The sequence below is a fragment of the Pseudoalteromonas porphyrae genome (genome assembly GCF_001298125.1).
In the GTDB taxonomy this organism is placed as follows: domain Bacteria; phylum Pseudomonadota; class Gammaproteobacteria; order Enterobacterales; family Alteromonadaceae; genus Pseudoalteromonas; species Pseudoalteromonas neustonica.
Genome location: NZ_LHPH01000027.1, coordinates 1 through 20,626 on the forward strand (window position 1 = coordinate 1; position 20,626 = coordinate 20,626).

17 protein-coding genes and 1 pseudogene are annotated in these 20,626 nt (G+C 39.6%); 11 read left to right on the forward strand and 7 right to left on the reverse strand.

Going from position 1 to position 20,626, the window contains the following annotated elements; genetic code table 11:
* Nucleotides 1-283 precede the first annotated feature (283 nt).
* Nucleotides 284-1,126, forward strand: a complete 843-nt coding sequence (locus tag ADS77_RS18225) for a ParA family protein (RefSeq protein WP_054455696.1) — start codon at nucleotides 284-286, stop codon at nucleotides 1,124-1,126.
* On the forward strand, nucleotides 1,123-1,632 hold the full coding sequence (locus ADS77_RS18230) for a hypothetical protein (RefSeq protein WP_054455698.1): 510 nt from the start codon (nucleotides 1,123-1,125) through the stop codon (nucleotides 1,630-1,632). Before ADS77_RS18225 ends, ADS77_RS18230 begins: the two co-directional genes overlap by 4 nt.
* Before the next feature lie 73 nt (nucleotides 1,633-1,705).
* Here ADS77_RS18230 and ADS77_RS22760 read toward each other — a convergent pair.
* A pseudogene (locus ADS77_RS22760) lies at nucleotides 1,706-2,026 on the reverse strand (hypothetical protein); the annotation flags it as partial.
* Nucleotides 2,027-2,507: 481 nt separating this feature from the next.
* Between ADS77_RS22760 and ADS77_RS18235 the strand changes: the two are divergent.
* The gene (locus ADS77_RS18235; protein ID WP_054205931.1) at nucleotides 2,508-2,825 is read left to right on the forward strand and encodes a heavy metal-binding domain-containing protein; all 318 of its coding nucleotides are present in this window, start codon (nucleotides 2,508-2,510) and stop codon (nucleotides 2,823-2,825) included.
* 185 nt (nucleotides 2,826-3,010) lie between these two features.
* Here ADS77_RS18235 and ADS77_RS18240 read toward each other — a convergent pair whose 3' ends face one another.
* A complete protein-coding gene (locus tag ADS77_RS18240; RefSeq protein ID WP_054455700.1) occupies nucleotides 3,011-3,979 on the reverse strand; it encodes a dihydrodipicolinate synthase family protein in 969 nt (322 codons plus the stop codon).
* 468 nt (nucleotides 3,980-4,447) lie between these two features.
* On the opposite strand from ADS77_RS18240, the gene ADS77_RS18245 reads away from it, so the two are divergent.
* From ADS77_RS18245 to ADS77_RS18265, 5 genes are all read left to right on the forward strand, one after another.
* Nucleotides 4,448-7,441 (forward strand): TonB-dependent receptor domain-containing protein, encoded by a 2,994-nt coding sequence (locus tag ADS77_RS18245; RefSeq protein WP_054455702.1) that lies wholly within the window; start codon nucleotides 4,448-4,450, stop codon nucleotides 7,439-7,441.
* A gap of 201 nt (nucleotides 7,442-7,642) precedes the next feature.
* Nucleotides 7,643-8,692: a proline racemase family protein gene (locus ADS77_RS18250; protein ID WP_054455704.1), complete on the forward strand. Its 1,050-nt coding sequence runs from the start codon at nucleotides 7,643-7,645 to the stop codon at nucleotides 8,690-8,692.
* On the forward strand, nucleotides 8,689-9,774 hold the full coding sequence (locus tag ADS77_RS18255) for a M24 family metallopeptidase (RefSeq protein ID WP_054455706.1): 1,086 nt from the start codon (nucleotides 8,689-8,691) through the stop codon (nucleotides 9,772-9,774). The genes ADS77_RS18250 and ADS77_RS18255 overlap by 4 nt, the downstream gene beginning before the upstream one ends.
* Nucleotide 9,775: 1 nt before the next feature.
* On the forward strand, nucleotides 9,776-10,732 hold the full coding sequence (locus ADS77_RS18260; RefSeq protein WP_054455708.1) for an ornithine cyclodeaminase family protein: 957 nt from the start codon (nucleotides 9,776-9,778) through the stop codon (nucleotides 10,730-10,732).
* Nucleotides 10,733-10,786: 54 nt separating this feature from the next.
* Nucleotides 10,787-11,188 (forward strand): hypothetical protein, encoded by a 402-nt coding sequence (locus ADS77_RS18265; RefSeq protein ID WP_054455710.1) that lies wholly within the window; start codon nucleotides 10,787-10,789, stop codon nucleotides 11,186-11,188.
* Nucleotides 11,189-11,246: 58 nt separating this feature from the next.
* On the opposite strand, the gene ADS77_RS18270 is transcribed toward ADS77_RS18265, so the two are convergent.
* From ADS77_RS18270 to ADS77_RS18280, 3 genes are read right to left on the reverse strand one after another with little or no spacing between them, the layout of a single operon-like run.
* Entirely contained in the window at nucleotides 11,247-11,855 is a 609-nt protein-coding gene (locus ADS77_RS18270) for a flavin reductase family protein (RefSeq protein ID WP_054205938.1), read from the reverse strand.
* A gap of 9 nt (nucleotides 11,856-11,864) precedes the next feature.
* On the reverse strand, nucleotides 11,865-12,599 hold the full coding sequence (locus ADS77_RS18275) for an SDR family NAD(P)-dependent oxidoreductase (protein WP_054455712.1): 735 nt from the start codon (nucleotides 12,597-12,599) through the stop codon (nucleotides 11,865-11,867).
* Nucleotides 12,599-12,964: a thiol-disulfide oxidoreductase DCC family protein gene (locus ADS77_RS18280; protein ID WP_054205940.1), complete on the reverse strand. Its 366-nt coding sequence runs from the start codon at nucleotides 12,962-12,964 to the stop codon at nucleotides 12,599-12,601. Before ADS77_RS18280 ends, ADS77_RS18275 begins: the two co-directional genes overlap by 1 nt.
* A gap of 221 nt (nucleotides 12,965-13,185) precedes the next feature.
* On the opposite strand from ADS77_RS18280, the gene ppc reads away from it, so the two are divergent.
* Nucleotides 13,186-15,831 (forward strand): phosphoenolpyruvate carboxylase, encoded by a 2,646-nt coding sequence (gene ppc / locus ADS77_RS18285; protein ID WP_054455714.1) that lies wholly within the window; start codon nucleotides 13,186-13,188, stop codon nucleotides 15,829-15,831.
* A 23-nt stretch (nucleotides 15,832-15,854) separates the two neighbouring features.
* Here ppc and ADS77_RS18290 read toward each other — a convergent pair whose 3' ends face one another.
* Nucleotides 15,855-17,879 carry a tetratricopeptide repeat protein gene (locus ADS77_RS18290; protein WP_054455716.1) on the reverse strand — a complete coding sequence of 675 codons (2,025 nt, stop codon included), beginning with the start codon at nucleotides 17,877-17,879 and terminating at the stop codon, nucleotides 15,855-15,857.
* Between the two features lie 248 nt (nucleotides 17,880-18,127).
* On the opposite strand from ADS77_RS18290, the gene ADS77_RS18295 reads away from it, so the two are divergent.
* Nucleotides 18,128-18,505: a hypothetical protein gene (locus ADS77_RS18295; RefSeq protein ID WP_054205943.1), complete on the forward strand. Its 378-nt coding sequence runs from the start codon at nucleotides 18,128-18,130 to the stop codon at nucleotides 18,503-18,505.
* A gap of 49 nt (nucleotides 18,506-18,554) precedes the next feature.
* A complete protein-coding gene (cdd, locus tag ADS77_RS18300; RefSeq protein WP_054205944.1) occupies nucleotides 18,555-19,490 on the forward strand; it encodes a cytidine deaminase in 936 nt (311 codons plus the stop codon).
* Here cdd and udp read toward each other — a convergent pair.
* The gene (udp, locus tag ADS77_RS18305; RefSeq protein ID WP_054455718.1) at nucleotides 19,487-20,242 is read right to left on the reverse strand and encodes a uridine phosphorylase; all 756 of its coding nucleotides are present in this window, start codon (nucleotides 20,240-20,242) and stop codon (nucleotides 19,487-19,489) included. The two genes, cdd and udp, sit on opposite strands and share 4 nt — an antisense overlap.
* Between the last annotated feature and the right edge of the window lie 384 nt (nucleotides 20,243-20,626).

A 20,626-nucleotide genomic window follows, 5' to 3' on the forward strand; every position in this document is an offset into this window, starting at 1 on the left:
CAGCTTATATAAATGGCTGAATAGGCGAAGTGGAAGGCGCAGTTATAATTGGAGTAATTTCAAGAAGATGTTAATGTATTACGCAATAGAGCGGCCAAGAGTGAGTAAGCGATTTATTCATGTGGACTGGTACTAAGTACGTGGTGATTTACACGCGTGAATATATAACTGAAGAGCCGGATGCGGTAGTTCCGCACGTCCGGATCTGTGTGGGGTCGGCCCAGTAATGGGTCGCTCTACCACGATTATCATTCAATTAAGTCATCTAAATAAGGATTATTTCATGAGCAAAACTGTATCACTTATCAATATGAAAGGCGGAGTCGGGAAATCAACTCTTACTGTAAACTTAGCTTGGCATTTATCATGTTATACAAATTGGATGAAAAAAGTATTAGTGGTAGACCTCGACCCACAATTTAATGCTAGTCAATACCTAGTTGGAGTGGACAAGTATTACGATTTTATCAATGATGGAAAGCCAACTATTTGGGATGTTTTTGAACAACATAAACGCACACCAAATGGGAAAAACAAATTAGTATCACCTAAAGATGCAATCAGAAATGTGGTCAACTTTAAAGGGGGCGGTAAAATCGATTTACTACCATCTCAATTAGAATTGTCACTATCACTAAAGAATCCAACTCAAAAGCCTGAGCTTTTAGCTAAATTGCTCAAGAAAGTTGAAGATGAATACGATTTGATATTAATAGACTGTGCACCAACGGAATCTGTTTTAACCACCGCAGCGTACTTAGCAAGTGACTATTTATTAGTTCCAGTAAAGCCTGAGTATCTATCTACAATCGGCTTACCATTATTAGTAAACTCCATGACAGACTTTTTAGCTGAATATGATGATCAATCATTGGAGTTGCTAGGAGTTGTTTATAATGGATGTTCTGGTTATTATCCAGAAGAGCAAAAGTCAAAAATGGAAGTTGCAAAGTTATCGGCAAAACACGGCTGGGATATATTTGATTCAGAAATTACATACTCTCGTTCATATCCCAAAGGTGCACGAGAAGGTACTCCAATCTTTAGAACTTCATATGTAAGAACTGCTCAGGCTACTAAATTTAGAGAGTTTGCAAATGAATTCGGGAAACGAGTGGGCTTATGATAAATCAAGATGAACTTAAATTACTTTTAGCACTATTGAATACAATAGATAAACATGGGTTAGAAAAATTTCACTCGTTAAGTAAAAAGTTAACAGGAAGTGATTCGTTAGATTTTTCATTTCTTAATGAAGCTATATCTAAACGAAAAAAGTTAAAGAGTCAATCTAAGCCTGATTATGTTGTTAAAACAGAAGAAATAATTAAAAAAATGGATAATGACAAGAAGGTAGTTGTTATTGATCTAATCACTTTAATTAAAAGAAAGTCAGTGCTTAAAAACTTATCTGACTTTTCAACTTATCTGAATGCGAATGGTATCCAGACTAAACAAATAAGAAGTTGGCATGAAGGCATATATCGAATAGCTTACGAATGCTTTCATAAAGATATGAGTTTTATAAATAAGCTTAGTGAAGTGCTTACTGACTCAAAAAAAGATGATAGAAGCCTAGCTAGATGGAGTGAAATCATTTTAAAACCCAAAAATGTTAGCGATGAACCATGATATAATCGGGTAGCCGGAGGTCTCTAACCTCCAGCCCCCACACCACCCATCATGCGGGTCCGCAATGGGCGGTTCATCTCCCGTAGTGAATATTGATCCAAATATCTCTCAATGACGCTAAACCTTGTGAGGCTAAATAGTCATTGCCTAGCGCAATGTTAATTCCTTTTGTTTTTGAGCTTCTACAAGGGCCTTCGCTTCCAAGCGCCTACTTTTGGTACTGGTGATACCACAGGCTATGGCAGTTGTTCGCTAACACCCAATTTCATTAAACTGCGTACTTTGGTGCGCGCTATTCTTTTTATCAAGAGCGTCATTGCCGCCAGTAGCACATTCTTATTCTATAGCGGATCCAATGATCTAAATCCACCGTTAGATAATAAGCATTGGCAGGCTGAAAATGAGCTACATTGACAAGATGAAGGTCAAAATAGACAGTCTATTGGAACGACGACAATATTTTATAAAGTAATGGTAAAAGACTCGGCAGTATTAAGCCTGTCTTTCTTGAGGTAAAAAGCGCAATATTACAGTCAATAAATAAAGGCATGAATAAATTGACCTTACGCGGACAAACGAAAGTGAATGCATTCACTTTATTCTGCGGCAACTGTATTGCCTTGTTCATAATATAGAAAAGCTGCAAAACACGATGCATTAATAAAGGTAACCCCTTATCACTTTAAATAAACCACTCACACACCTGCAATCCCTTTCAAAACGCCGATTAAAACAACACCAAGTCCTCTTTTTATATTTACGTGAAAGTCAGTTTTCGATTGAACCAAAATAGGAACTCAGCTATGGTTGATGCATCAATAAAAATAAATTAAAACGAGTTATTTTACAGGCTCGTTATGTTCTAGGGAGAAATTATGATTTATACGACAACGGAAACTGTTCCTGGCAAGGAAATTGAAGCTGTATTGGGCATCGTCAATGGGAACATGGTTCAGTCTAAACATGTTGGTCGAGATATCATGGCTGGTTTAAAAGGTATTGTGGGCGGCGAACTCAAAGGCTATACCGAGATGTTGATGGAAGCTCGAAATATAGCGGTAGAACGATTAATAGAAGATGCAAAAAAGTTAAATGCCGATGCAATAGTAGGAATACGATTTACAACTAGCTCAGTTACTGATGGGGCATCAGAAATATTAGTGTTTGGCACAGCTGTTAAATTTCGAACATAACCGGGTAGCCGGAGTTATCTAGCCTCCAACTCCACACCACTCATCTTAACATTGGTGTTTCCCCTGTTTTTATGACGTTTAATTAGCATGAATATTGAATAGCTCAAGATGTAACAATAACAGTTAAACTGTAGATACAAAAAAACTCCGTAAAGCGGAGTTTTCTTTGCGAATATTCTAAAAGATCAATCGATTAAGCCCAGAATTTCAAGTCTTTCTTTTGCTTTGATATATCGTGCGCGCACGTCATCAATTTGCGGTTGAGTTAACTTCTTACCAAAGGTACGAAGCCCGCCGTTGGCATCGTTATGATGAATTCCGAAAGCAAATTTTAGGTACTCTAAAAGTAACGGTTGTGCATCAAGGTAGGAGATAGAATTCATCGCCTGAGAAATTTTATTTGCCTCAGCCCACTCTCCGTTATTTACATATTCTTGCATAGTAATACTCGCTTTTGGGAATATACACCCAACGCCTGTAATTCCACCACATGCACCAGCGAGCCCTGCATGTACCGTTACGGTATCAACACCGGCCAGCACTTTTAAATCTTTGTTCTCTAGTATCATTGTTTCAATAACTGACACGTCTATAGTCGATATCTTAAGCGCGGTTACTTCAGGCAGGGCTGCAAGTCTTGTAAGAAGATCAGTTGAGAGCGCATGATAGCCGGCCGCATCAGGGTTGTTATAAGGCATTATTGTTATGCCGGCTTCTTTTGCCGCTGCTGCAGAAAGTGCGTAGTACGCATACATTTGTTCATCAGATGGTGCTACTGTTGTTTTTGGTGGCATTACCATAACGGTATCCACACCAACTGTTGCTAGCTCTTTAACGATTTTAGCAAGTTCTTCTTTCGTTTCTGCCGCAGCGCCACTGATCAATGGAACATTGTATTCTTTAGCAACACTAGAAAGGGCTTTTAGTAAAGAAAGGCGCTGCTCAGAACTTAGGTAGCTATTCTCACCCAGAGTACCAGAGCCAACCAGCCCGCCCATTCTAGTACCATGTTTACCTTGAACTTTTAAAATATCAGCAGCGTATTTTTGTGTTGCTTCAAGGTCAATTTCAAGAACTCCGGATTCTGACTCTTTTAGCCATGTAAATACGGCCGGCATAACTGTATATCGCCAATCTTTACTGCTTGCTTCCATCATATTCTCTCTTTTGTTTTATATTGTATACATTATGCAATTATTGTATCAGTAAAATTAACTTCGGCAAGGCCGGGATAAAAATAAAGCTAAATATAAATAAATCTGACATCTACCTTAAGATTGAATAGTAGCCGACAGATCTGAAGAGTCCCACCAAACTAGCGTCAAAGCACTTAGAGTATGAAAAGTGACTCGCCTAGAACTATGCTCAATAATGTGGTTTATATTTCACGTAGGCGGGGTTTTATGCCGCGCGGATCTTCAAATATATAAAACTGCGCGAGGTAAACTCCCGTCTACTTTCCTTGTTTTTATTGCTGTTCTCTTTTCAAATGAAACATATTTTTTATATGATATGTGAAATAAATGTATATTTAATATTGTATACAATATGTAATGAGTGTATATTTTTTGCGTCTGAGGTTAGACAGACAACAAAAATCAACAGGATCAAGGAACATATTCATGTTTACATATAATAAAAAGCAAACTCGGGGTGTTGGCGTTAAAACATTATTAGCAACGGCGGTTACAGCTGCGTTAATGATGGCACCTGCTGCGCATGCGGTAGATGGTAGCAGTGTTGTAAAAGGCCATGTTGTGGCTCAGGCAGGTACGGATTTAATTGGCGCAACAATCACACTAAAGCATAAAAGCAAGGGCTTGGTTTATACAATTACAAGTAATGCGCAAGGTGAGTATTTGCTGCGTAATGTACCAGTAGGTACGTATGATGTGACAATTGTTAAAGATGGTTACCAAACACTAACAGAAGAAAATGTTTCTGTGACGATTGGGCAATCAATTATTCTTGATGTACAGCTTTATAAAGCGGGTACCGATATGGAGCGCATTGCGGTAACTGGCGCTGCGATCCGTCGTGTTGATATGGCGTCTTCTACGTCGGGCTTAACATTTAGCGACGCTGAGCTTAAAGCGATGCCAGTAAATACGGGTTTTGAAAGTATTGCGTTATTAGCGCCGGGTACTGTTGCACCGGGTGGCTCAAACTTTAAAGGTGCATCGAGCTTTGGTGGCTCGTCTGCTGCTGAAAATGGCTATTACTTTAATGGTTTAAATGTGACGAGTATTCGTACCGGGTTGGGTTCAATACGCCTGCCGTGGGAAGCTATTTCGCAAACCCAAGTTAAAACGGGCGGCGTGAGTCCTGAATTTGGTGGCGCATTGGGCGGTATTGTTAATGCTGTTTCTAAATCAGGTGATAATGACTTTAAATTTGGTGCTGAAGTACGCTGGGATCCAAATAGCTTACGCAGCCAACATGACTCAATATTTCAAGATAATGGCACGATAAGCACCAATACGCAGCAAAGTAGTTACGACTTTAAAGAACTGCAATTGTGGGCCAGTGGTGCGATTATCGAAGATACTTTGTTCTTTTATGGTTTATTTGCACCGCGCCGTGAGGAGTCTAATAGCGCAGGTCAAACGACGTTCTCAGATTTTGAGCGTGATGAAGATCGCTGGTTTACCAAAGTAGATTGGTTTATTAATGAAGACCATTCAGTAGGCTTTTCAGCCATGAACAACAAACGTACATGGACTGATAAAACCTTTGCTTATAGCTGGAAAGACAATGTTGTAGGTGCGCAACAAGGTGTGGATGCGCCGGGTGAAGACGGCGGTAATGTATATAGCATTAACTATAATGGTTACCTTAGCGATACGTTTTCTGTCTCTGCGGTAATAGGGCGCGTTACTGAAAATGTTGAAAACGTTGTAGCCTCGCCAAACCCTGGTGTATGGGATGCACGTGATGGCTCTGTTACGCTAAGCCAACACACTAATTCCGCGGTTAGCGAAGAGGAGTACACTCGTGATCAAGCACGTATCGATTTTAGTTGGGATTTAGATGCACATTCAATTCAATTTGGTGTGGATTACACCAAAGTTGATGTGGTATCTCATTCAGGCCAGAACGGTGTTGGTGATGCAGAAGGTTGGTGGACAGTAAAAACTGCGGGCGAAAATGATGTATCAGGCGCAGCGGTCGGTAGTGATTATATTGAACGTCGCATCCGTACTCGTGACGTAGAGTCAGACGTTTCTTCATTGGCATTTTATATTAACGACTCTTGGCAGGCGACTGATAATTTAGTGCTTAATTTAGGTGTTCGATACAGCGAATTTGAAAATACGGTATCAGATGGCCGTGCTTTTGTAGATATTGATGGTCAAATTGCGCCACGCTTACAAGCTATCTACGATCTATCAGGTGATGGCAGCTCAAAGGTTTTTGCAACCTATGGACGTTATTTCCAGCCAGTGTCTGCCAATATGAATATCACTCAAGGGTCTGCGTCAGTAGAGTGGTTTGAATATTTCGATTTAGATCAGCTAGATGGTAACGGAGCGCCAAGCTTAATGACCGATGGTTCGCCGAGTCGTGGTGAAATGCTGCGAGATAGGCGCTGGCGCCAACGTGGTATTACAGAGCCAGGCTTAATAGCATCAGCCTCTTTAAAACCTATGTACAGTGATGAATTTACCATTGGTTATCAACAAGAAGTGTTCGATACCATGTCAGCTGGTGTACGTGCCATTTACCGTGATTTAGGTCGCAGTGTAGAAGACACTGATGTAGGCCCTGTTTTAGCTAAAAAATTAGCAGAAATGGGCATAACCGATAATGTCGGTCAGAGTTCGTATTATGTCCTTAATAATCCCGGCGAAGCGATTCAAATGTCGTATGACTTTGATGGTGACGGCCAAGTTGATGATGTTAATTTAAGTGCAGAGGAACTTTCACTTCCTGCGGCACAACGAAAATATTTAGCACTTGAGTTTACTTTAGACGGCAATGTAACAGACGATTTACGCATTAATACGTCATATACGTGGTCTCATAGTTATGGCAACACGGAAGGACTCGTCAAAACCGATAATAACCAAGCGGATCCGGGCTGGACAACGTCATATGATTACGGTGACTTGATGGACCATGGTTATGGTAATTTACCAAATGATCATCGCCACGCTATTAAACTCAGCGGTGCTTACACTATTACAGACTCGTTAACGTTAGGCTTAGTTGCGCGTACTGCGTCGGGTCGACCTAAGAGTTATTTCTCAGTGCACCCTGAAGGAGTCGATAGCTGTGCAAAAGGCAGTCCATGGGATGCATGTGCCAGTAAATACTACGACCAAGCATCACATTATGATGAAAATGGTAACCCAGCTCCGCGTGGAAGCAAAGGTAATTTACCGTGGGCTACAAATATAGATATGTCGCTTACGTATTACACAGACTTTTTTGGCGCTGATATGACATTAAAAGGCACTGTTTATAATTTACTTGATAGTGACAGTGCCATTTCGATTAATGAAGAGCGTGCGCAGTATGGTGATGATGGCTTAGAGCTTAACCCTGACTATGGATTGGTGACAGGCCGACAAGGTGCGCGTTATGTTTCGTTAACCGCGCGTATAGAGTTTTAAATTCCCTGGTAAGATGCTGTTAAATAACAATAAGGTAATAACTTTACCCATCGTTTTTAGCTTGTTGTTTTAATGTTTAAGCACATTCTCTGTTAAGAGTGATACAGCCTTGATGCCGAGCAGGAAACTGCTCGGCATTTTTCATTAAAGTTATTGCACTAAAAAACATTAAGATATATTGTATGCAAAAAGGAGTTGATGATGTCCCACACTTTATTCTCTCACTGGCAACAGCCAAATAATGATTGGTTACAAATACACACCTTGGATATGCACACCGGGGGCGAGCCGCTGCGTATTATTGTTGATGGTTTTGAGCAGCTAGTAGGTAATACGATGCTTGAAAAACGTGCAGATTGTTTAGCTCGCTTTGATTACTTACGCAAAGCATTGATGTTTGAACCTCGCGGTCATGCTGACATGTATGGCGCAGTGATCACCCCCGCTGAGCGCCCAGATAGCCACTTTGGCGTACTTTTTTTACATAATGAAGGCTACAGTACGATGTGCGGGCATGCGATTATTGCGCTGGCAACCGCTGCAAAAGATTGCAGATTTGTTGAGTTTAAAGATGGTCATAATGAGCTAAGAATAGACACCCCTGCAGGGCTTATAAAAGCCTATGTTGAACTTAAAAATAATCAGTTACAGCAGGTGTATTTTGATAATGTCGCCAGCTTTGTCGATAAACTCGACGTTCAAATAAGCTTGCCTATGTTTGGCTCAGTTAGCTGCGATATAGCATTTGGCGGTGCATATTACGCATTTATTGATGCAGACACCCTTGATTTAAGCTTAGCGCCTGAAAATCATGAGCAGATAATTAGTCTTGGTAAAGCGATTAAACAGCAGGTTACTAAGCAATACCAACCAAAACACCCGAGCGATAATGGACTTGGTTTTCTATACGGGGTTATTTTTTACTCCAATAGTCAGTTATCGCAAGTCAATCACTTTAGTCGCCATGTGTGTGTATTTGCCGAAGGTGAACTTGATAGAAGCCCAACAGGCACAGGCGTAAGTGCTCGTGCAGCATTAGCATTTGCTAAAGGCGAGTTAGCCGTTGGGCAAAGTGCAAATATTGAGAGCATTTTAGGCTCCTTATTTAATGTGAAAATTAAGCAATCATGCACCTTTGAAACACATGCTGCTATTATTCCCCGCGTTACTGGTAGTGCATTTATAACAGGTAAACATACATTTTTAATTGATCCGAACGATCCCCTAAAGCAAGGATTTATTTTTCGATGAATAGTCATTTTTTTCAGCGCCAACAGATTTTAAAACAACAACTAATAAATGATAATTTAACTGCTATTTTAGTTTTAGGTCATGAAAATATTCGCTACTTGAGTGGCTTTAGTGGTAACGCGGCGTATGCAATAGTAACACCAGCTAGTTGTGTACTTATTACTGATTACCGCTACTTTGAACGGGCAAAGCAAGAGTGCCAAGGTTTTGAAGTGATCTGCCGTGATCGTGATAACGAGAGCTTGGGTCATTGTATTAATCGTTTTTTACCAGCTAATAGCGATTTGGGTTTTGATGCCGCATTTATAAATGTGGCATTGTGGCAGCAGGTTGCAAATGATTTGAATAGCCATACATTAGTGCCAATCCAAGGTGTAATTGAACGCCAGCGCATGATCAAAAATGACTGGGAAGTAACACAAATTAAAGCTGCGGCAGCGATTGCTGATGAAGCGTTAGCGCACACACTGCCATACTTTAAAGTCGGTGTGAGTGAGCGTGATTTAGCCCTAGAGCTTGAGTTTAGAATGCAAAAACTAGGCTCAGAAGGCATGTCATTTGCGACCATTTTAATGTTTGCTGAACGTACATCGCTCCCCCATGGCAGCCCAAGTGAGCGCACACTTAAAGAGGGCGATTTTATTACCTTAGATTTTGGTGCTGTTATTAATGGTTATCGCTCAGACATGACTCGCAGCTATGTATTAGGCAAGGCGTCAAGCAAACAAACTCAAATTTACAATGCAGTTGCGACTGCTCAACAAACTGCTATTAATTTACTTAAGCCTGGTGTTGATTGTATTGATTTACAAAATGCCTCGCAACGAGTATTGGATGACTCAGGTTATGGGAAGTGGGCAGGGCAAGGGCTTGGCCACGGTTTGGGGCTATTTTTACATGAACACCCCTTTATTAATAAAAATGTGAGTCATGTTTTAGAGATTGGTAATGTGATAACAATTGAACCGGGTATTTACATCCCTGATTTTGGTGGTGTACGTCTTGAAGAAGATATTTTAATTACACCAACCGGCTACGAAATATTAACGCATGCACCAAAGCCATTTGAGCTGGAGCTATAAAATGCAAGTTATTGATACAAAGCACATTGATAGCGCTCTTGATTTTGATTCGTTAATAACTGCTATGCAACAAGGATTTGCGCTCGATTTTGGCATGCCAAAACGTAACGTGTATGAGTTAGATAGCAACAGTGCCAGCCATGATGCGTTTGCTGTGCTACCTGCTTGGAACGAACAAGTGATTGGGGTTAAAGCATTTACTTACTTTCCAAACAATGGCGAAGCGGGTTTGGATTCGTTGTATTCTAAAATTATGCTGTTTTCGCGCGAGCACGGCGAGCCACTGGCACTGGTGGATGGAACGCGAATTACTTTGTGGCGCACGGCGAGCGTATCAGCATTGGCGAGTCGTTATTTATCTCGAGAGAATAGCAAGCATTTAGTGTTTTTTGGCAGTGGCAACTTAGCCCAATACATGGTGCGTGCACATTTAGCGGTACGTGATTTTAAGCGGGTAACGCTGGTGGCGCGCAATAAGTTAAAAGTAGCCGCCCTGCAAAGTCGTTTACAGCATGCATTTCCCGATGTTGAGTTTGTAATTGGACAAAGCACACAGGAGATTATTTATAGCGCTGACGTGATCAGCTGTGCAACCGGCTCTGGCGAACCATTATTTGATGGTAACTGGTTAAAAGCAGGCACACATATTGATTTAATAGGTAATCATCACAGCGAGCATCGTGAATGCGACACCACGACCATCACCCGCAGCCGTGTTTATGTAGATAGCAAAGCAAATGTTTTGGCAGAAGCAGGTGAGTTATTAATACCGATAGCGCAAGGGGTATTTAGTGAGCAAGATGTATGTGCAGAGTTGGCTGATTTAGCCAAGGTAAATACCATTGCTCGTTTTAATGAAACGGATATAACAGTATTTAAGTCAGTTGGTACGGCATTGAGTGATTTAATTGCTGCATATAAAGTGTACACCCAAACCACCTGCAAAATGACCAACTGAAACTCGCATCTTGAGGTCGTTTGGGTATATCAATCTTTACAAGGCTAGAAACTGATGAGCAAAGTACTATTTATATTGGGGGCTATTTTTATATTCGTTGGCATTTTGCCACTACTGCGCTGGCTGAAAAGTAAAATTAGCAAGCATCATTGGCGAGTATGCCCGATTGACGATATAACGAGTGTTGTTAATACGCGCGTGGCATCGCGTGAGTTACTACCACAAAAATCAATGTTAGTAAGCTTTCGCTTTAATAACCATTTGCACAGTGTTTTAATTGGTTACGATAGACGATTATTACTGCGTTTTAGAGATTCGCAAAGCTGCACTATATTAGTTGATAAAGATAACCCGCAGAGTGTATATAACAATGCGCAGCTGTGGCATAGCTACGCAACAATATGGTTATTTTCAGGGGTAAGCCTATGTGCGGGTAGTTACTTTTTAGTGCCGTAGTTTTGGCCATTTAAAGGTTGGTATAAAGTAACTTAAAAACCAACCTTTTGGGTACAGGCTATTTTTTAGCGTAAGGCAGGCGAGTTAAGTGGCGAGTTTTATGATAGCTATCTAAACCACTTATGGCGACTGTATTTATAAGTTCAATGTCCAGAAAACCGTCGTCCATCACGGCTATATCATCAACGTGTATGTCCATTATTTCACCGATTACCAGCTCTGTTGCGTTAATATTAAGGTGCTGATGATCAACAAACTTAACAGCGTATTTTAGTTTACTTTGCGCGACGAATGGAGCTTTAAAATCAGCTAAGTATTGCTCCGTTAAGCCTGTTGCATCAAACTCAGACTCATCCTTATCATAGCGAGCTGATGTTTGATGTGCTTGCTCAACAATTTCACTGTTAACTTGGTTGATTGTAAATACACCGGTCTGAATAATATTTTCAAAGGTGTGTCTAGGTACGCTGTGTGGACGCATTATCATTGCGACCAAAGGTGGATGCGCGCCTAAGTGGATAACTGAACTGACAATCGCCAAATTGGTATTACCTGATTCGTCTTGTGTACCAATTAAATTAGCGCTTTTGAATCCAGACAATGAGTTTATCAGATGAGTGCGATAATCCTTTTCAAAGCTTTCGATTGCGTCTTTTGTTATATGCATGATGAATCCTTACCAGTGAATGTGTTCGCCTCGCCAATCTATGTAAGCTGGCGTACCAATATTTGTTAATTGTTCGGGTGTTTGTAAAAGGGCAAATAATTGATCCGCCACAAATTCAGGTGTAAACAGTTTTCCTGCGGGGACATTTTTTTGAAATGGTTTAGATAGTTCAGTATCTGTTGTGCCAGGGTGAAAAAGCACTAACCGTGTTTGTTTTGCTCTGCGGGCAAGCTCTATGGCAGCAGTTTTAAACAACATATTAAGCGCCGCTTTAGAGGCGCGATAGCTATACCATCCACCTAAATCATTATCAGTAATACTACCAACACGCGCACTGAGTGAGGTTATCACACAGGGGGATTTATGATTAAGTAGCGGTAAAATAGATTGTAAGCACAATACCGGTGTGAGTGCATTGGTGTTTAGCAGTACGTTGAAATAATTTTCATCTAAATCTTCGAGTTTTTTTTCTGGCATTGATTGGTCAAAATGCAGTAAACCGTTGAATATTAAAACTTGAGTAGGAGTAATGTTTTTAGTTTTTAAATGGGCTGTTAATTTGGCTAAGCTGGATTTGGTGTAATCACTGTGTATTTGTTCAATAAGTAATGAAGTGTTGGGCAATTGAATCTGCGCACGGCTTATACAAAAAACATGCGCGTTGGCGTCATCTAATGCAATTTTTTCTATGTATGCTTTTGCAATTGCACTGTTTGCGCCAAATAAAATATACACAGATGACATTATTTGATCCCACATGATGATTTACACAGTACGCTTGAGATTTGCAGGCGATACTTTGCAAATACCCAGTACCCTAGATCTGCAAAAAAGCGTATTACAGGAAGTTGTAAAATCTTTAACCATGAATGACGACCAACGGCTTTCCAAGCCGCAAATGTAACATCTAAGCCATATAGCATTTCGCCATTGTCACTTTGACCATGTAAAAAAGCCTGAGCATCTTGGCGTTTTATATAGCTATAGCGGTCTTCAAAATCATCTTTGTTGATATCTTCAAGGACAATTTGGTTGCGTGTGTCGGCGTGTTTGAGTTGTTGCATTTCTTTGCTGCATAAAGGGCATTTGCCATCGTAAAAAATAATCACAGTTTACTCATCCAGTATCAATTCATTATTAATTGTTACGAAATAGAATAAGCTTTGGATCTGTTCAATTAGCAATTTGGATGATATTAATAGAGCCTAACAAAATAAGGGTTAGCAAAATGTCGATTTTAACCATTATCCACACTCCACACTTTTAAAATCGATCCGGCTAACTATTTGTACCTAAACGGTATAAAAACATCAACAATGGAGTATCAGGAATGAGTGAACAATATGCCGCCTTACGGGGGAACGTTAATTTATTGGGCCAATTATTAGGCCAAACAATTAAAGACGCCCAAGGACAAGCAATTTTAGATAAAGTGGAAGAGATCCGAGCTTTAGCTAAATCATCTCGCACAGGTAATGAGCAAGATCGTTATGCCTTAATTGATGTTCTGCACGCTTTAACTGATGAAGAGCTATTGCCCGTCGCGCGTGCGTTTAATCACTTTTTAAACTTAGCGAATGTTGCTGAGCAATTTCATACAATATCGCGCTTTAATGATGTTGGATTTTGTCAATTAAGCCCTCTGACACAAACACTTAAAGCGTTATCAAGCCAAGTCCAGCAAGGTAAAATAGATCCAAACCAAATAGCAGACAACCTTGCTAAATTACATATCAATTTAGTACTAACCGCGCATCCTACAGAAGTAACTCGTCGTACTATTATTAATAAACATGTTGAACTAAGTGACTGTTTAGCAGCGCTTGAGCGCACTGATAACTTACCATTTGAACGTGAGAATATTTTAAACCGTATTGCTCAGCTTATTAGCCAGGCATGGCATACTGATGATATTCGTCGCTCGCGACCAACCCCCATTGATGAAGCGAAATGGGGCTTTGCGGTTATAGAAAACAGCTTGTGGCATGCGGTTCCTCGTTTTTTACGTGATTTTAGTAAAGAAGTAAAAGAGCATCTGGATTTAGAACTGCCAAACAACTATAGCCCGGTTGAATTTACATCTTGGATGGGGGGCGATCGCGATGGCAATCCATTTGTTACTGCACAAGTAACACAGCAAGTGTTGGATCATGGTCGTTGGATGGCGCTTGATTTGTACAGTCGTGATATTGAGACCTTAAGTACAGAGCTATCAATGTCGCAAGCAAGTGATGAACTGATTGAGCAGGCAGGACAAGAGTTTGAACCATATCGTGCTGTATTAAAAGATCTCAAGGCAAAGGTGAGTGAAACGGTAGCTCATTTAGGTGCTAAAATTATGGGTAATCGCAGTGAAGCGCAAGACATCATTACTGATATTAGCCAAATTAAATACCCTCTAGAGGCGTGCTATCGCTCATTACTTAAAACAAATATGGGTGTTGTAGCGAATGGTTTATTATTAGATGTATTACACCGTATTAATAGTTTTGGGATCCGATTAGCTAAGCTTGATGTACGTCAAGATTCATCACGTCATAGCGATGTTTTTTCAGAGTTAACACGTTACTTGGGTCTGGGTGATTACAATCAATGGCAAGAAGAAGATAAGCAAGCCTTTTTATTGGCTGAGCTTAACTCTCGCCGCCCACTTATCCCTAAACATTGGCAACCAAGCGCAGATGTTAAAGAAGTGCTCGATACCTTTGATGTAATAGCACAACAAGATGCGTCAACATTTGGTTTATACGTGATTTCAATGGCACGTACAGCATCAGATGTGCTGGCGGTACAGTTATTATTAAAAGAAAGTGGCTGTGGTTTTAAACTGCCAGTTGCGCCGTTATTTGAAACCTTAGATGATTTAAACGCCGGGCACAGTGTTATAACGCAATTACTGGATAATAATTGGTATCGTGGTCAAGCTGAGGGTGTGCAAAACGTCATGATCGGTTATTCAGATTCAGCTAAAGACGCTGGTATGATGGCAGCGGGTTGGGCTCAATATGAAGCAATGGATAAACTTGTACAATTAGCGCAGCAACGCGGTATTGAACTGGTGTTGTTTCATGGTCGTGGTGGTACGGTGGGTCGTGGTGGTGCACCTGCAGCGCAAGCACTTCGTTCACAACCGCCAGGATCACTCAAAGGTGGCCTGCGTGTAACTGAGCAAGGTGAAATGATCCGCTTTAAATTTGGTTTGCCTAATGTGGCATTACAAAGTTTAAATATATACGCGGGTGCAGTGCTTGAAAGTAACTTATTACCGCCGCCAGAACCTAAAGATAAATGGCGTGACGTGATGGCATTGATCAGCGAAAAATCATGTGAACATTATCGTAATGTGGTTCGTCATGATGACAATTTCGTGCCGTATTTTAGAATGGCAACACCTGAGCAAGAGCTATCTAAATTACCGCTAGGTTCAAGGCCTGCTAAACGAAACCCACATGGTGGCGTTGAAAGCTTACGTGCTATTCCGTGGATATTTGCATGGAGTCAAAACCGTCTAATGCTGCCAGCATGGTTAGGTGCATTAACAGGGCTACAGGCAGCACTTGAAAAGCATGGCATAGAGACGCTTAATGAAATGAGTCAACAATGGCCATTTTTCAGAGCGCGTCTAGAAATGCTCGAAATGGTGTTTAGTAAGGCTGACTGCTGGTTAAGCGCGCATTATGACGATGCGTTAGTTGAGACACAATACAAACCTCTTGGTGTGACGTTACGCCAAGAGCTAAAACAAGCCATTGAATTAGTTCAATCATTAAGCCCACAACAAAGCTTATTGGCAGATCAGCCATGGATCAAAGAATCTATCAATTTGCGTAATCCGTACACCGATCCACTTAATGTATTACAAGTTGAGCTATTAAAACGCTCTCGTGAAGCTGCGCAAGGTAGCTCCGGTGATATTGATAATGCATTAATGATCACTATGACGGGCATTGCCGCTGGTATGCGTAATACGGGTTAGATAGCGTTAACTTAGGGTTTATATTACAGCGTCTCAACTGGCCCATTGAGAGGTAATACAATTTTAAAACATGCGCCTAGCTTACACGGCTCGGCGCATATATTACCATTTAATGATTGCTTTACTGCGTTAAACACAATATTTAAACCCAGTCCTAAGTGGTTTCCCCCCATATTTGTTGAATAAAATGGAGTGAAAATATCTTTGAGTATTTTATCATCAATGCCGCTGCCATTATCTTGAAATATAATCACAGCATGATTGTTAACTACACTTATTTCTATCGTGATTAACGCATTATCAGTGTGTACAAAACCATGCTCGTAAGCATTAATGATCAATGTTTTAATAACATCAGAAACAATTGATGGATAAGTAGGAATAGAGACTTCGGTGCCTATCACGTTAAAACTAATATGTTTTTTAAAGTGATTTTGTAATGTGGTCACTCTATCTGTAATAAACGTTTTAAGTGGGATTACTCGCATTGGTATATCGGGTGCAATCGAGACACTTAATGCTTTGAACTCTTCAACAATATTTGCTAAGCGGTTTATATTATTGATCACAAAATCTTTTGCTTCGTTCGTTTCTTGAATAAATTTACTAAAGTCGTTGCTGCTGAGTGTTTTTTCATTGAATTTTTGACTCAATCGTTTTAGATTTTCTTCGATCAAAGAGCTGGCCGTCGCAGCTGTGCCAATAGGGGTATTTAATTGATGCGCAAGCCCGGTGACTAACACTGTTAATGCGGCTATTTTCTCAGCTTCTAATAATTGCGATTGAGTTTTATGAAGTTCATCGAGTGTTTTAGCTAAGCGTTGCTCACGCTTATGAATATTATGTACAGCAAAAAAAGAGCCGAACAATATCACTAACAACGAAATAGTAATTGCTATAGACAATTCTTGAAACGCTTTAGCTTTTGTTTCTTTGAGTTGTTTTGTACGAGTTAACTCGGTTATTTCTACTTCCTTACTACTTGAGTCAGCTTCGGCGAGTGCCTTGGCTAAGTTAACATCACTTTGCTGTTTCACTAATTGAGTATGCGCATTAGTATGCTTTTTATATGCATTAATTGATTGTTTATAAAGGCTTTGAGATTCAAGGAAACTTGACTGAAATTTATAAACACGAGATACAAATAGTAAATTACTTTGTTTATTTATACTCGCAATCACTAACGCTAGGGTTGTATTTGCTTTATTTAGATCACCCATATCAGCATATATTTGTGCAATAAAAAAATGAGCTTGTGATATTTTTTCAGGCAAACCTTGTTGCTGAAAAATACTGAGGGCTTTTTCGTAATGCTGCTTGGCAAGTGGGTAGTCATTATTTGCTTGTTCAATCTCACCGAGTAATAAATATGCTTCAGCTAAGTAGTATTTAAAATCATTGTCTTGTAACTTAATAATAATATTTAAAGCTAGCGTTTTTGCTTCTGCATACTGTTGTTTGGCAATTAATGTATTAATTAAATTGATCGTCGAAATTGAGATGCTTAATGGGTTTTTTAATGCGGTGGCATAATCGAGGTACTTCCTGTAAATATCCTCTGCTTCATCGAGACGTCCAAGTTGTAAATATACTTCAGCTAAGTTGTTAAGTGTTTGCTGGGCTAAATTTTTGTTATCTTTTTTAGTGTGTTCAAGCGCCTTTAAAAAATGCTCTATAGCAAGTTGATACATGCCTAATTGTGTGTAAATACCGCCAGAAATATTATAGTACCCATAAATTAAGCTCGGTTTATCTGACCGTTGAACCAGATTTTTATACAGGACTAAAGTGCGCATTGCCTCTTCAAATTGCTTGGCTTCGAGTTCAAACCATGCTTTGTAATTAAGCATTACAATTTTTTGAGTTGGATTTAACTCGTCATTATTGAGAATGTTTTTTAATTGTGTAAGTGCTTCGGTGGGGTTTTTTGCGTAACTGGCGCGAAGATCCACGCGTAATTCTTCAAACGATCTATTAGTGTAGGACTGAGCGAAAGCAGATACAGAACTTAGGCTATATAAAATGACAAGTAACACAACACGAAGCATATAACTTCCTTTTAACTGCATGAGTGACGATATAAAATATTCTTTAATTATAAGTGAAAAAGTAGCTCAGTTGTGTATGATTTTTACCTTTTTTGTAGTCTTTGCTAATACTTTAATCTGTTTCTATCGAATGGACTGACCAGTTAGGATGATAATGATTGACGGCGGCGAAGAAAAAACTACAATGACTCACCTCCTTGAATGAGAGTTTATCTTATTCTCTTTTACTTAACTGACAGAGCCGTTTAATGTCTAATGTTTCTACTTGTATTACTTATGATGCGTCGACATCATTAATAATGATGACATTACGAGGGACTGCAAATGCACAGGATGTGATTACTTTTTATCAAATAGCTGAACAATATATTGGCATCTATAAATGTAATAAATTATTGGTAGATGTATCTGAATTAAAACACGATTTTCCTGCAAGTGACTTACTTAGCATTATGCCTGCGATTTCGAGCTGGCTTAAACACTGTTTTATAGCTCGCATTGTTAGTTTTGATGGTTTTATGCATGATTTATTTTTGCAAAAAGCGAAACGTTTTGAAATAACGGCTGAGAATTTTGAGTGTTTTCGTAGTGCAAAGCACTGGCTTGAAAATCAGCCTAGCAATTAGGCCTGTAACATTTTACACTGTGTAGCCATTAAATAAGAATAAATTGTTTATGACTGCATCAACGTCTTCTGTATTAAAAGATTCATTAAATAAAACCACATTTTCATTTGATGAATCGCAGCGCACAGCATTGTTCAATCAAGTTAAAACACAGCATGGATTGCTGTTTGCTGCTGACATTAAAGCGCTTTGCGCTCAATATACAATTACACATGATGAGCTTTTACGTGCATGTTTGCCGGTAGCCTCATTGTTTGCTGTAGCACCGATTTCTCACTTTTTGGTTGGTGCTGTTGTTGTTGGTATTGATTGTGATGATGCTATAAATTTTTACTTTGGTGCTAATGTTGAATTCGCCAAACAACCATTGAGCTTGGTGGTACATGCCGAGCAATCGGCGATAAACAACGCATGGCTTAAAGGTGCACAAACAATTGTGCAAATAGCAATAAGTGATGCACCTTGTGGCTATTGTCGTCAGTTTATGAATGAGCTTGCCGATGCAGAAAAGTTTGATATTTTGTTACCTGATCAGCAATTTAAATTAAACCAATTATTACCACATGCATTTGGTCCAAAAGATTTAGGTAATAATTACAGCCTATTTAATCCAGCCCCACAAACGCAGACTTTTGAGGCTAACGCTGATATTGATACTGCGCTTACTAAGCTTGCTTTAACAGCTTATGTCCCTTATACGGCTAATTACAGCGCTGTGAAAATTACAACGTTTGATAATGGCTGCTTCTATGGCTGTTATGCTGAAAATGCAGCCTATAGCCCAAGTTTAGCACCACTACAAAGTGCAATTAGCCAGTTGCATTTAGCGGGCTTAAGTATGAATGACACAACAGTGAAAAGTATTGAGTTGCTACAAACTAAGGGAGTGGAAAATCAGTTACACGTAAGTGAATCAGTACTGGCAAGTTATAGTAACTTACCAGCGTTGATTGCATATAGTTTAGCGCTTATAAAGACCTGTTAAGCAAGAAGTATTTTTGCAGCCTCGATAACCACGGCGACTGATTTCTTCTCGATTTCGCCGTGATCAACATTTGGTATTTCCTGGCGAGTACGGTTCACTAATACACCAGCGACACAAGCTGCTTTTAAACCAAGTGCTGCACACATAGTAAATAAGGTTGCTGATTCCATTTCATAATTCATTACACCTAGTTTTTGCCATTCTTCACAACTACCTTGAAATGCTTTTGGCACATAACCAGAATACGTATCGTAACGTTCTTGGCCTGGGTAAAAGGTATCGCTTGATGCTGTAATACCAATGTGAAAATCAATTTCTAAATTGCCACAGGCATTAACCATTGCTTGAGTTGCAAAAAAATCAGATACAGCAGGGTAGCTAAGAGGAGCAAAGTGTTGACTGGCACCATCTAAACGCACAGATGCTTGGCTAATTAATATGTCCCCTTCATTTATATGTGGTTGGATCGCGCCAGTTGTCCCTATACGCAAGAATGTACCTACACCTAGTTGGGCCAGTTCTTCAACTGCAATAGATGTTGAAGGTCCACCAATACCTGTGGAACAAATTACCACTGAATGGCCATTTAATTGCCCTAAATAAACATGGAACTCACGAGTTTGAGCAAGGCATGTGGGGTTTTCAAGGAACGTTGAAATACGTGCTGCGCGATCTGGATCGCCAGGAACGATTGCTAATGTTGCGCCTTGAAGATCATCGCGAGAGAGTCCTAAGTGAAATACCTTTTCCATAACGGGGCCTTATTATTACTTTTGTTGATAACGTAAGTGGTAACGTTAACTTACAGAGTTATAGTCAATTTAGCATAATTACTACAATACCGAGCACTGTACAGGACGGATGTCCGTTTTATAAAATAATGCTTTATTCAGTGCATTTGAATATTCAAGCACTTAACAATATTGTGATAAACCAGCGGTTGTTGACTTGTATTAGCAGACACTATATCTATCTTAATTAGTACTAAATTTTAATTTATCCGGTGTATGAAAATTTATATAACATATTGTTATATAAATGGTTAATTATTTCTATTGTTTGGTCTATACAAAACAGTCAGCCTTAAATTTGACCATTCAAAAACAAGATGAATCTTTTATTATATTTATTTTCTG